The organism is Actinomadura bangladeshensis (genome assembly GCF_004348335.1).
Taxonomy (GTDB): Bacteria; Actinomycetota; Actinomycetes; order Streptosporangiales; family Streptosporangiaceae; genus Spirillospora; species Spirillospora bangladeshensis.
The window spans coordinates 1-12782 of sequence record NZ_SMJW01000227.1 but is presented as its reverse complement, the minus strand read 5'-3'; the positions used below and the strand labels follow the sequence as shown (position 1 = coordinate 12782).

The window sequence follows — 12782 nt, the reverse complement described above, 5'->3', positions numbered from 1 at the left end:
CAGCCATGGGGGCGAAGCACTGGGGTGGGGCCTCGCCATCGAGGACGAGCCGCCGCGCCCCGGCACCACGCTGGACGACCTCGCCAAGCTCAAGACGCCGTTCCGGGTGCACGGCAACGTCACCGCCGGGAACTCCGCCGGCCTGAACGACGGCGCCACCGCCTGCCTGCTGGCGGCCGAGGACGTCGCCCGCGAACTCGGCCTCACGCCGAAGATGCGGCTGATCGACTTCTCCTTCGCCGGGGTGGAGCCGGAGGTCATGGGCGTCGGGCCGGTCCCCGCCACCGAGAAGCTGCTCGCCCGCAACGCGCTGACCATGGACGACATCGGCCTCATCGAGATCAACGAGGCGTTCGCCGTCCAGGTGCTGGCGTTCCTGGAGCACTTCAAGATCGCCGACGACGACGCGCGGGTGAACCCGTGGGGCGGCGCGATCGCGCTCGGCCATCCGCTCGCCTCGTCCGGCGTCCGGCTGATGAACCAGCTCGCGCGCCTGTTCGAGGAGCGCACCGACGTGCGTTACGGGCTGACCACGATGTGTGTGGGCATGGGAATGGGCGGAACCGTCCTCTGGGAGAACACCAACTGGGGGGACAACAAATGAGCGACGCAGTCGTTCGGGGGGTTCGGGGGACCGCCCCCGAGGAGAACACAGTGAGCAGTCTTCGTGAAGTCTTCGCGGACGAGGTCGTCACGCACGCCCACGTACGGGACGTGACGCTTCCCTATGGCGCGGGCACGCTCGCGCTCATCACGCTCGACAACGGCCACGACCACACCAAGCCGAACACGTTCGGCCCGAACGGCCTCGCCGAGCTGGACGCCGCGATCGACACGATCGCCGGACGCGACGACATCGCGGCCGTCGGCGTCACCGGCAAGCCGTTCATCTTCGCGGTCGGCGCCGACCTCAAGGGCGTCCCGCTCATCACGAGCCGGGAGGACGCGCGGGCCATCGGCAAGCTGGGCCACGACGTGTTCCGGCGGCTCGGCGAGCTGGGCGTCCCGTCGTTCGCCTACTACAACGGCGCGGCGATGGGCGGCGGCGTCGAGATCGGCCTGCACTGCACCTACCGGACGATCTCCTCGGGCGTCCCGGCGTTCGCGCTGCCCGAGGCGTTCCTCGGCCTGGTACCGGGCTGGGGCGGGACGTACCTGCTGCCGAACCTGATCGGCGCGGAGAAGGCCCTCAAGCTCGTCATCGAGAACCCGCTCGCGCAGAACCGGACGCTGAAGGGCGCACAGGCCCACGAGCTGGGCATCGCCGACGCGATCTTCGACTCGGCCGACTTCCTGGAGGAGTCGCTCGCCTGGACGGCCCGCGTCCTCAACGGCGACATCACCGTCACCCGGCCCGAGGTCGACAAGGGCAAGGCGTGGGACGACGCGGTCGCGATGGCCCGCTGGAACGTGGACGGCAAGCTGCACGCCGCCGCCCCGTCCTACGTGAAGGCGCTCGACCTCGTCGCCGCCGCCAAGGACCGCACCCGCGACGAGGGCTTCGCCGCCGAAACAGAAGCACTGGCCGACCTCATCATGAGCGACGAGCTGCGCGCCGGCCTGTACGCGTTCGACCTCACCCAGAAGCGCGCGAAGCGTCCCGCCGGGGCGCCGGACAAGTCCCTGGCGCGCACGGTCACCAAGGTCGGCGTCGTCGGAGCGGGCCTGATGGCCTCGCAGCTCGCGCTGCTGTTCGCGCGCCGCCTGGAGGTGCCGGTCGTGCTGACCGACCTCGATCAGGAGCGCCTGGACAAGGGCGTCGGCTACGCGCACGGCGAGATCGACAAGCTGCTCGGCAAGGGCCGTGTCTCCCCCGACAAGGCGAACCGCCTCAAGTCGCTCATCTCCGGCTCGCTGACGAAGGACGCGTTCGCCGACGCCGACTTCGTCATCGAGGCCGTGTTCGAGGAGATGTCGGTCAAGCAGAAGGTGTTCGCGGAGGTCGAGGAGTACGTCTCGGCCGAGTGCGTGCTCGCGACCAACACCTCGTCCCTGTCGGTCACGGAGATGGCGTCGAGGCTGAAGCACCCCGAGCGGGTCGTCGGCTTCCACTTCTTCAACCCGGTCGCGGTGCTGCCGCTGCTGGAGATCGTCCGGGGCGAGCGGACCGGCGACGCCGCGCTCGCCACCGCGTTCGCCGCCGGCAAGGCGCTGAAGAAGTCGTGCGTGCTGGTCAAGGACGCCCCGGCGTTCGTGGTCAACCGCGTCCTGCTGCGGCTGCTCGCCGAGATCGTCCAGGCGGTCGACGAGGGCACCCCGATCGAGACCGCCGAGCGCGCCGCCGCGCCGCTCGGCCTGCCGATGCCGCCGTTCGTGCTGATGGGCCTGGTCGGCCCGGCGATCGCGCTGCACGTCAACGAGACGCTGCACGGCGCGTTCCCGGACCGGTTCCCGCTGTCGGGCAACCTCGCGAAGATGGTCGCGGCCGGCAAGTCCGGCGTGTACCTGCCGGACTTCTCCCTCGACCCGGAGGTCGCGGCGATCTTCGGCGGCGGGACGAGCCCGTCCACCGAGGAGCAGGTCCTGGACCGGGCGCTCGCCGCGCTCGCCGACGAGATCCGCGTCATGCTGGACGAGGGCGTCGTCGCGGCGCCCGAGGACATCGACCTGTGCATGATCCTCGGCGCCGGCTGGCCGTTCCACCTCGGCGGGATCACCCCGTACCTGGACAGGTCGGGCGTCGCGGAGCGGGTGACCGGCCGCCGCTTCCTGGAGCCGGGGGTCGCCTCCCTGCCCGCCTGACCCCTCCGGCCCTCCGCGAAAGAGGCGTTCCGAACGCGGTTCGGAACGCCTCTTTTCCGACATTTCCGCACGTCACGGGCGTGCCGTCGTTTGGGTTGATCATAAGCCGCGCACATATGGGCATACGGCAGACGGCCGGGCCCGCCGCCGGGGCGGGCCCGGCGGCGACGACGAGCACCACGGGACGAGCACCAGGGACGCGGAGGGGCACCGAGGATGAACGTGCTGCGCACGAAATCGGTGGAGCAGTCGATCCGGGACACCGAGGAGCCTGCGCACCGGCTCCGACGCGCCCTGTCCGCGCTCGACCTCACCGTCTTCGGCGTCGGCGTGATCATCGGGACCGGCATCTTCGTCCTCACCGGGCAGGTCGCCCGGGACAAGGCCGGTCCCGCGGTCGCGCTGTCGTTCATCCTCGCCGCGGTCGTGTGCGGGCTCGCGGCGCTCTGCTACGCCGAGTTCGCCTCCACCGTCCCGGTCGCGGGCTCGGCCTACACCTTCTCCTACGCCACCATCGGGGAGTTCCCGGCCTGGATCATCGGCTGGGACCTCATCCTGGAGATGGCGCTCGGCGCGGCCGTGGTGTCGGTCGGCTGGTCCGGCTACTTCGCCTCGCTGCTGGACGACATCGGCGTCACGATCCCCGCGTCGCTCGCCGCCCCGCCGGGCGAGGGCGGCACGGTGAACGTCCCCGCCATCGCCCTCGTGGTCCTGGTGACGGCGCTGCTCGTCGCCGGTGTCAAGATCTCCTCGCGGGTGAACGCGGTGGTCGTCGCGATCAAGGTGGCGATCGTGCTGCTGGTCATCTTCGCCGGGCTGTTCTTCGTCAAGGGCTCCAACTACCGGCCCTTCATCCCGCCGTCGAAGCCGACCCCCGAGGGAAGCGGCCTCACCGCGCCGCTGATGCAGGTGCTGTTCGGCTTCACGCCGGCCAGCTTCGGCTGGCTCGGCATCTTCGCCGCCATCGCCATCGTCTTCTTCGCCTACATCGGCTTCGACATCGTCGCCACCGCCGCCGAGGAGGCCCGCAACCCGCAGCGGGACATCCCCATCGGGCTCATCGGATCGCTCGTCATCACCGCGGTCCTGTACGCCGCCGTCTCGATCGTCGTCGCCGGCATGCAGCACTACACCGAACTGAGCACCGCCGCGCCGCTCGCCGACGCGTTCAAGTCCGTCGGGCACCCGGTGTTCGCCACCATCATCGACGTCGGCGCCGTCATCGGCCTCACCAGCGTCGTGCTGATCCTGCTGCTCGGGCAGAGCCGCATCTTCTTCGCCATGGGGCGGGACGGCCTCATGCCGCCCTGGCTGTCGGCCGTCCACCCCCGCTTCGGCACCCCGTACCGCTCCACCGTCCTGATGGGGACCGTGGTCGCGGTCCTCGCCGGGTTCATCCCGCTCGCCAAGCTCGCCGAGCTGGTCAACATCGGCACCCTGTTCGCGTTCCTCGTCGTCTCGATCGCCGTGGTGGTGCTGCGCCGCACCCGCCCGGACCTGCCCCGCGCGTTCCGCACGCCGTGGGTCCCGGTCATCCCGATCCTGTCGGTGCTCGGCTGCCTGTTCGTGATGATCAACCTGCCGGTGGACACCTGGCTGCGGTTCCTCGCCTGGATGGTGATCGGCGTCGTCATCTACGCGTTCTACGGGTACCGGCACAGCCGGGTGGGCCGGGCGGAACCGGCACCGATCAAGTCCTGACCCCGTGACCTGACTTGAAGACCTGACCCCGTGACGGGGGTCACGGTGTCATTTCGATCCGCGGGTGGGCACAATGTCCCGCATGGCTTCTCCAGTGCTCGTCGCGGTGATCGGTTCCGGCCCTGCGGGGATCTACGCCGCCGAGGCCCTCGTCAAGCAGACCGACGGCGACGTCCGGGTGGACGTGTTCGACCGGCTGCCGACGCCGTACGGGCTGGTCCGGTACGGCGTCGCGCCCGACCACACGTCCATCAAGTCGATCGCCCGGTACCTGCAGAAGGTCCTGGAGAACCCCGCCGTCCGGTTCTTCGGCTGCGTCGAGCTCGGCCGCGACATCACCCGCGCCGACCTGCTGGACTGCTACGACGCCGTCATCTACGCGACCGGCGCGATGGTCGACCGGCAGATGCGCGTCCCCGGCGAGGACCTGCCCGGCAGCATCGCCGCCACCGACTTCGTCAACTGGTACTGCGGGCACCCCGACGCCGCCGACCACGCGTTCGACCTGTCCGTGGAGGAGGTCGCGGTGATCGGCGTCGGGAACGTCGCCGTCGACGTCGTCCGCATCCTCGCCAAGTCGGCCGGCGAGCTGCGCGACACCGACGTCCCCGAGCAGGTCATCGAGGCGCTGTCGCGGAGCCGGGTCAAGCGCGTCCACATGATCGGGCGGCGCGGCCCCGCGCAGGCGAAGTTCACCACCAAGGAGGCCCGCGAGCTGGGCGAGCTGCCCAACGCGAGCATCCACGTCCGGCCCGAGGACATGGACCTCGACCCGGCGAGCGCCGAACTGGCCGCGAACGACCGCAAGACCGGCGGCAACATCAAGGCCCTCAACGCCTGGACGGGCGAGCCCGCCCCGGGCCGGGCCCGGCACATCGACGTGCGGTTCTGGCGCGCGCCCGCCGAGATCCTCGGCACCGACCGCGTCGAGGGCCTCAAGCTGGAGAAGACGGCGCTGGACGAGGCGGGCCGCGTCGTCGGAACCGGCGAGTTCGAGACCCTGCCCGTCGGCATGGTGCTGCGGTCGGTCGGCTACCAGAGCGTCCCGCTGGACGGCGTCCCGTTCGACGAGCGCTCCTACGTCGTCCCGAACGACGGCGGCCGCATCCTCGGCCCGGACGGCGCGCCCGTCCCCCGCGAGTACGTCGCCGGGTGGATCAAGCGCGGGCCGTCCGGCGTCGTCGGCACCAACAAGTCCGACGCCGCCGAGACCGTCCGCAACCTGCTGGAGGACGTCGCCGGCACCGACACGGCGCCGAAGCGGACCATCGAGGAGCTGCTGGAATCGCGCGGGCTGCCCGTCGTCACCTACGCCGACTGGCTGAAGCTCGACGCCGCCGAGATCGCCCTCGCGCGCAGCCTCGACCGCGGCGAGCGGGTCAAGCTGGCCCGCTGGGAGGCGATGACCTCCGCCTGCCGCGACGCGGAATGACGCCCCTGTCATTCGCCGTCTCCGCAATTGCCCACCGGGAAGGTAGTGACGGGCAGGTGAGACGGGCGCTACGGTGCGGCGTGTGACCGGCGGTCCAGAACTGTACGGGTTCCCCCCACCCGAGACGGTCCCCGACCTCAGGTGGCTGGGCCCCGACTATGTTTCCGTACTCGTGTACGACCTGACGCAGGGACTCCTGCGCCAGGACCCGCGCACGTCCGTCATGGGCGTGCGGTGCGAGGGCGAGCCCCGGCTCGACCCCTCGGTCGATCCTGCGGGCGTCATCCGCGCGCACGACGCCTGCTTCCCGCTGCAGGTGTTCGTCCAGGACGGTGCCGGGCGCCCGTGGCGCCTGCGCGGGCGGTGGACGTACTCGGGACGCGAACTCGGCACGTCCGCCGCGTCCATCACCCACTTCTGGCGCCTGCTGTCCGCCGACGGCGTGTAGCCGCCGGCGGACCGGGCGGGTCAGGGCTTCTCGTCGGACGTCTCGGTCGCCTTCGAGGTCGCCGCGGCCTCGGCCTCCGTCGAGGTGATGCGGGCCACGTACTCGGTGACGTCGCGGGCGAGCGCCTGCGGCGTCAGGCCGATGTCGGTGAGGATCTCGCCGCGGGAGGCGTGGTCGAGGAACTCCTGCGGGATGCCGAACGTGCGGGTCGGGACGTCCACCTCGGCGTCGCGCAGCAGCCGCGCGACGGCGTCGCCGACGGCGCCGGTGCGGCCGTTGTCCTCGGCGACGGCGACGAGCGCGTGGTCGCGGGCGAGGTCGAGCAGCGCCGGGTCGAGCGGCTTCACCCAGCGCGGGTCGACGACGGTGACGCCGATCCCCTGCGCGGCGATGAGTGCGGCCGCCTCGACCGCGGGCGCCGCCATCGAGCCGGCCGCGACCAGCAGGACGCGGGTGCCGTTGGACCCGTCGTGGCGGGCGAGCACGTCCATCTCGCCGACCTTGCCGATCGCCTCGATGTCGTCGGCCGCCGGGCCCTTCGGGTAGCGGATCGCGGTCGGGCCGTCGGTGACGGCGACGCACTCGCGCAGCAGCTCGCGCAGCCGCGCGCCGTCGCGCGGGACGGCGACGCGCATGCCGGGGACGAGCTGCAGGATCGACAGGTCCCACATGCCGTTGTGGCTGGCGCCGTCGCTGCCGGTCACGCCGGAGCGGTCCAACGCGAACGTGACCGGCTGCCGGTGCAGCGCCGTGTCCATCAGGACCTGGTCGAACGCGCGGTTGAGGAACGTCGCGTACAGCGCGACGACCGGGTGCAGGCCGCCCATGGCGAGCCCGGTCGCGGACGTGACCGCGTGCTGCTCGGCGATGCCGACGTCGAAGATGCGGTCGGGGAACGCCTCGGCGAACGGCGCGAGCCCCGTCGGGTGGAGCATCGCGGCGGTGATGCCGACGATGTCGCGGCGCTCCCGCCCGATCGCCAGCATCTCCTCGCCGAAGACCTTCGTCCAGGAGGGGCCGCCCTTCTTGGCGGCGAACTCGCCGGTGGCGGGGTCGAACGCGCCGGGGCCGTGCATGCAGTCCTCGGTGTCGTTCTCCGCCGGGGCGTAGCCGCGCCCCTTGGTGGTGATGCAGTGCACGATGACCGGGCGGCCGAACCCGCGGGCGCGGCGCAGGGCGCGCTCGACGGCGTCCTCGTCGTGGCCGTCGATCGGGCCGACGTACTTCATGCCGAGGTCCTCGAACATGGCCTGCGGCTGCAGGACGTCCTTGAGGCCCTTCTTGATGCCGTGCAGCGCCTCGTAGGTGAGATTCCCCACCACCGGGGCGCGCGGCACCGTCTTCTTGATGAGGTCGAGCGCGTGCTCGTAGCCCTGGGTGACGCGCAGGTCGGCGAGGTGGGACGCGAGGCCGCCGATCGTCGGCGAGTAGGACCGGCCGTTGTCGTTGACGACGATGATGACCGGGCGGTCGACGCCGGCGGCGATGTTGTTCAGCGCCTCCCAGCACATGCCGCCGGTCAGCGCGCCGTCGCCGACCACCGCGACGACCGCGCGGTCGGACTCGCCGCGCACCTGGAACGCCTTGGCGAACCCGTCGGCGTACGAGAGGGCGGTCGAGGCGTGCGAGTTCTCGATGACGTCGTGCTCGGACTCGGCCCGGCTCGGGTAGCCGGACAGCCCGCCGCGCTGGCGCAGCAGCTCGAAGTCGCGCCGGCCGGTGAGCATCTTGTGCACGTAGGACTGGTGCCCCGTGTCGAAGAGGATCTTGTCGTGCGGCGAGTCGAAGACGCGGTGCAGCGCGATCGTCAGCTCGACGGCGCCCAGGTTGGGCCCCAGGTGCCCGCCGGTCTTGGAGACCGCCTGGACGAGGAACTCGCGGATCTCCTCCGCGAGTGGAGACAGTTGAGCGGCGTCCAGTCGTTTGAGGTCGTCGGGACCTTTGATCGACTCAAGCAAGCTCACTCGTTTCAACTCCTCCGTCGGGGATCGGGTCTCCCCTGGCTCGGGCCGTTCCGAGTTTAATCCCGGTTCGCCCGCGACGCGCCGGGGGGCGCCGCGCGCCGGGTGTGAAAAGACTGACCCCGGAGGCAGGGATGGGGTAGGAGTAGAGCATGGGCGTCGAAGAGATCGTGCTGCTCAACGCGGACGACGAGGCCGTCGGAACCGCACCGAAGAGCGCCAGCCACCACGGGGACACGCCGTACCACCTGGCCTTCTCCTGCTACGCGGTCGACACGGAAGGTCGCGTTCTGATCACTCAGCGCGCACTGGACAAGCGCACCTTCCCCGGTGTGTGGACGGGCAGTTGCTGCGGCCACCCCGCGCCGGGCGAGAAGCTGCGCGACGCGGTGCTGCGCCGGCTGCGGGACGAACTGGGCATGCAGGCGTCGTCGCTCACGTCCGTCCTGCCGCGGTTCCAGTACCGGGCCGTCGCCGCGGACGGGACCGTGGAGCACGAGCGGTGCCCCGTCGTGCGCGCCACCGTGACCGACACCGCCGTCCACCCGAACCGCGACGAGGTGGAGGCGGCCGAGTGGTGGACGTGGGAGCGCTGCCTGGAGCTGGTGGAGCGTCCCGAGTCCTCGCCCTGGTACCGGCTGCAGCTGGCCGAGCTGGCGCCGCTCGGGGCCCCGCTCGACTGGCCCGACGCCGGCACGGAGGCGCTGCCGCCCGCGCTCGCCTGGTGAGGCCGTGACGCGCGTCACCGCTTGATCACTTTTCGGTCCGCGGTGTTGACCGTCGCGCGCGACCGGAAGGACGCTGGCTGTCCCGGGGTTACCGAAGGGACGGACGATGCGAGTACGTGCTTTCCGGCGCCGCTGGACGGTCTTCGCGGCCGTGGCCATGACCGGTGCCCTCGCCATGTCGGGCTGCGGCGGTGACGACGGCGGAGGCTCGAAGAACGACAGCTCCGAGGTCGAGGTCTTCTCCTGGTGGACCGGTCCGGGCGAGGCCGACGGGCTGAAGGCCATGCAGGCCGACTTCGAGAAGAAGAACCCCGGTACCAAGTTCGTGAACGCGGCGATCGCCGGCGGCTCGGGGACCCAGGCGAAGGCCGTGCTGGCGAGCCGGCTGCAGAACCGCAAGCCGCCGGACTCCTTCCAGGGCCACGCGGGCGCCGAGCTGCTCGACTACATCAAGGCCGGGCAGATCGAGCCGCTGGACGACTTCTACCAGCAGAACGACCTGAAGTCGGTCTACCCGCAGCAGCTCCTCGACCAGATCACCTATAAGGGGCACATCTACTCGGTCCCGGTGAACATCCACCGGTCCAACGTGCTCTGGTACAACCCCGACATCCTCAAGGACGCCGGAGTCGCCGGGCCGCCGAAGTCCATCGCCGACTTCATCACCGCGCTCAAGGCCGTCAAGGACAAGACGAAGAAGGTCCCGCTGTCGCTCGGCGCGCAGTGGACGGCCGACCACCTGCTGGAGAACGTCCTGCTCGGCGACCTCGGCACCGACGGCTACAACGCGCTGTGGAAGCCCGGCGCCGACTGGAGCACCCCCGAGGTCACCAAGGCGCTGAACGACTTCGGCGAGATCATGAAGTACACGACGCTGGAGGCCGCGTCCACCGACTGGCAGGGCGCCGCGAAGGCCGTCGTGGACGACAAGGCCGCGTTCAACATCATGGGCGACTGGGCGTACGGCTACTTCGTCGGCGCCGCCCCCAACGGCCTCGGCAAGAAGCTCGACACCGACTTCAAGTACGCGCCCGCGCCGGGCACCGAGGGCACCTACATGTGGCTCTCCGACAGCTTCACCCTGCCCAAGGGCGCGCCGCACCGCGCCGGGGCGATCGCGTGGCTGAAGGAGGTGTCCAGCAAGGAGGGGCAGGACCTCTTCAACCCGAAGAAGGGCTCCATCCCCGCCCGCAAGGACGCCGACAAGAGCCTCTACACCGGCTACCTGCAGACGGCGTTCGAGGAGTGGAACAACCCGCAGACCAAGCTCGCGGGCTCGTTCTGGCACGGCGTGAACGCCAACAACAAGTGGCACACCGACATCGACACCGCGATCGGCCTGTTCCTGCAGAACCGGGACGTGGCCAAGCTCCAGCAGGGGCTGGTGAGCGCGGCCGAGAACAGCGGACAGTGACCGCCTCGCAAGAGGGCCTGAAAGCACCCCGCCCGGGGCGCCGGGACGCGTCGCAGGAGCGCTCGTCGTTCCTGCGGCGCAGCCGCAGGTGGCTGCCGGGGCTGCTGCTGGTCTCGCCGTCCATCGTCGCCATCGGCCTGTTCGTCTACGGGCTGCTGTTCTGGAACACGCGCGTCGCGCTCAGCGGCAAGCACGACGAGGTCTCCGAGTACGGGTTCGACAAGGGGAAGAACTTCGTCGACCTGTGGAGCCAGCCGAGCTGGCCGGGCGCGGTGAAGCATGCGCTGCTGTTCACCGCCGTGTTCGTCGTGGGCGCGCTCGCCCTGGGCGCGTTCCTGGCGTTCCTCATGGACAAGGGCATCCGCGCGGAGGCGGGCTTCCGCGTCGTGTACCTGTTCCCGATGGCGGTGTCGTTCATCGCCAGCGGGGTGGTGTGGCGATGGCTGATGAACCCGGCGCCGCCGCAGCGGGCCGTCGGGTTCAACCAGCTGTTCGACAAGCTCCATCTGGGGTTCCTGTCGAACAGCTGGTGGCAGGACCCGGACTGGGGCATGGCGGCGATGGCCCTCCCCGCCATCTGGCAGATGTCCGGCTATGTCATGGCCCTGTACCTGGCCGGGTTCCGCAGCGTCCCGGAGGACCTGCGCGAGGCGGCGCGGGTGGACGGCGCGTCCGAGTGGAAGGTGTACCGGTACGTGGTGTTCCCACAGCTCCGGCCGGTGACGCTGTCGGCGCTGATCATCCTCGGGCACATCTCGCTCAAGGTGTTCGACCTGATCATGGCGATCGCCGGCAAGCAGATCATCACCTACGTGCCGGCCATCGCCACCTATGTGGAGATCTTCGACCGGCACGACCCGGCCAACGGCGCCACCATCGCCACCTACATGCTCGTCGCGGTGGCCGTGCTGGTGATCCCGTACCTGGTCTGGTCGGTGCGCTCGGAGCGGACCCGGTGACCGCCGCCGGCGCGCCGGGCCGCCCGTCCGGCACCCTGCAGGCGGTGAAGCTGGCCGTCCTGCTGGCGTTCGTGCTGCTGTTCCTCATCCCCGTCTACGTCCTGATCGTCACCAGCTTCAAGCCGCTGGACGAGGCGGACCCGAGCAGCGCGTGGAGCCTGCCGAGCCACTGGAGCACGTCCGGCTGGGGCTCGGCGTGGGACGCGCTGAAACCGGGCCTGGAGAACAGCGTCAAGATCGCCGTGTCCGGCTCGGTCATCTCGGCCGTGCTGGGCTCGCTGAACGGCTACGTCCTGTCCAAATGGCGCTTCCCCGGCGCGGACGTCGTCTTCACCCTGTTCCTGTTCGGCATGTTCATCCCGTACCAGGCGGTCATGATCCCGCTGGCGGGCCTGCTGACGGACATGGAACTGGCGGGCACGATCCGCGGGCTCGTCCTCGCGCACGTCGTGTACGGCATCCCGATCTGCACGCTCATCTTCCGGAACTACTACGTCACGATCCCGGACGAGCTGATCGAGGCGTCCCGGGTGGACGGCGCCGGCATGCTGCGCACGTACTGGTCGGTGGTCCTGCCCGTGTCGGCGCCCGCGTTCGCGGTGACGCTGATCTGGCAGTTCACCTCGATGTGGAACGACTTCCTGTTCGCGGTGTTCCTCGGCGCCCCCGACAGCTGGCCGGTGACGGTGATGCTGAACAACACGGCGGGCTCGGGCGCGGTCGCCGTCCAGTACAACCAGCAGATGGCATCGGCGCTCCTGGCGTCCCTGCCGACGCTCCTCGTCTACCTGCTGCTGGGGCGGTTCTTCATGCGCGGGCTGATGGCGGGGGCCCTGAAGGGATAGTCGCAGAGGCACGTCAACCGCACGCCCGCCTCGGGCGTCACATTGATGATCGAAGGAGATCCGCGTGGGGACCCGACGGCCCGGCAGCCGTCCCATGACGGACATGAACCCTTTCGACCCGTCCGTTGGCAATTCAGCCGGGATGCGCCTAGCCTCTCGGGCATCGTCGCGCGGCACACCGGCGTCCCGCCGGGGCCCCGGCGATCCCGGGAGGGCGGGGACGGGACGACCAGTGGAGGTGGCCGCGTGCAGGCGATGAGTGTTCAGCAGCCCTGGGCGTTCGCGATCGCGCGCGGCGGCAGGTCCGTCTCGAACCAGAGCCTGCCGACCGCCTACCGCGGCCCCCTCCTCGTCCACGCCTCCATGCGGGTCGACCTCAAGGCGTGCGACTCGCCGCTGATCCAGGCCGCCGGCTGGGACCCGCGCGACCCGCTCGCCACGATCGGCGCCGTCATCGCCGTCGCCGACCTCGACGACGTCTGCTCCGCCGCCGTCGCGGGCGGCTCCTGCGACTGCGGCCCCTGGGCGGAGCGCGGCCACCACCACTGGCAC

Annotated in this window: 11 protein-coding genes; 10 read left to right on the top strand and 1 reads right to left on the bottom strand. The window is 70.6% G+C overall.

Features of this window, described 5'->3' with window-relative positions:
• From E1284_RS31570 to E1284_RS31550, 5 genes are all read left to right on the top strand, one after another.
• The coding region (locus E1284_RS31570) for a thiolase family protein (protein ID WP_424923518.1) at positions 1-604 on the top strand (604 nt) is incomplete at its 5' end.
• A gap of 50 nt (positions 605-654) precedes the next feature.
• Positions 655-2742, top strand: coding sequence for a 3-hydroxyacyl-CoA dehydrogenase NAD-binding domain-containing protein (locus tag E1284_RS31565; RefSeq protein WP_424923517.1), 2088 nt, complete (start codon positions 655-657; stop codon positions 2740-2742).
• Positions 2743-2958: 216 nt separating this feature from the next.
• Positions 2959-4443 (top strand): amino acid permease, encoded by a 1485-nt coding sequence (locus tag E1284_RS31560; protein ID WP_131943811.1) that lies wholly within the window; start codon positions 2959-2961, stop codon positions 4441-4443.
• An 82-nt stretch (positions 4444-4525) separates the two neighbouring features.
• Positions 4526-5875 carry an FAD-dependent oxidoreductase gene (locus E1284_RS31555; RefSeq protein WP_424923516.1) on the top strand — a complete coding sequence of 450 codons (1350 nt, stop codon included), beginning with the start codon at positions 4526-4528 and terminating at the stop codon, positions 5873-5875.
• 82 nt (positions 5876-5957) lie between these two features.
• Entirely contained in the window at positions 5958-6323 is a 366-nt protein-coding gene (locus tag E1284_RS31550; RefSeq protein ID WP_131943809.1) for a hypothetical protein, read from the top strand.
• A 20-nt stretch (positions 6324-6343) separates the two neighbouring features.
• On the opposite strand, the gene dxs is transcribed toward E1284_RS31550, so the two are convergent.
• Positions 6344-8287: a 1-deoxy-D-xylulose-5-phosphate synthase gene (gene dxs, locus E1284_RS31545; RefSeq protein ID WP_131943808.1), complete on the bottom strand. Its 1944-nt coding sequence runs from the start codon at positions 8285-8287 to the stop codon at positions 6344-6346.
• A 149-nt stretch (positions 8288-8436) separates the two neighbouring features.
• Here dxs and idi point away from each other — a divergent pair, with 149 nt between their 5' ends.
• The 5 genes from idi to E1284_RS31525 all read left to right on the top strand — a co-directional run.
• Positions 8437-9012, top strand: a complete 576-nt coding sequence (idi, locus tag E1284_RS31540) for an isopentenyl-diphosphate Delta-isomerase (RefSeq protein ID WP_131943807.1) — start codon at positions 8437-8439, stop codon at positions 9010-9012.
• A gap of 106 nt (positions 9013-9118) precedes the next feature.
• On the top strand, positions 9119-10426 hold the full coding sequence (locus tag E1284_RS31535; RefSeq protein WP_341770437.1) for an ABC transporter substrate-binding protein: 1308 nt from the start codon (positions 9119-9121) through the stop codon (positions 10424-10426).
• Positions 10423-11385 carry a carbohydrate ABC transporter permease gene (locus E1284_RS43325; RefSeq protein ID WP_424923515.1) on the top strand — a complete coding sequence of 321 codons (963 nt, stop codon included), beginning with the start codon at positions 10423-10425 and terminating at the stop codon, positions 11383-11385. The genes E1284_RS31535 and E1284_RS43325 overlap by 4 nt, the downstream gene beginning before the upstream one ends.
• A complete protein-coding gene (locus tag E1284_RS43320) occupies positions 11382-12230 on the top strand; it encodes a carbohydrate ABC transporter permease (protein WP_424923514.1) in 849 nt (282 codons plus the stop codon). The genes E1284_RS43325 and E1284_RS43320 overlap by 4 nt, the downstream gene beginning before the upstream one ends.
• 255 nt (positions 12231-12485) lie before the next feature.
• Positions 12486-12782 (top strand): ASCH domain-containing protein (locus E1284_RS31525; RefSeq protein WP_481726254.1); only part of this gene is annotated, 297 nt, incomplete at its 3' end.

What these genes read in the sequence shown, in the direction of transcription:
- E1284_RS31555 (WP_424923516.1), top strand. Translation starts at nt 4,526, where the DNA reads ATGGCTTCTCCAGTGCTCGTCGCGGTGATCGGTTCCGGCCCTGCGGGG.
- E1284_RS31535 (WP_341770437.1), top strand. Translation starts at nt 9,119, where the DNA reads ATGCGAGTACGTGCTTTCCGGCGCCGCTGGACGGTCTTCGCGGCCGTG.
- E1284_RS31560 (WP_131943811.1), top strand. Translation starts at nt 2,959, where the DNA reads ATGAACGTGCTGCGCACGAAATCGGTGGAGCAGTCGATCCGGGACACC.
- idi (WP_131943807.1), top strand. Translation starts at nt 8,437, where the DNA reads ATGGGCGTCGAAGAGATCGTGCTGCTCAACGCGGACGACGAGGCCGTC.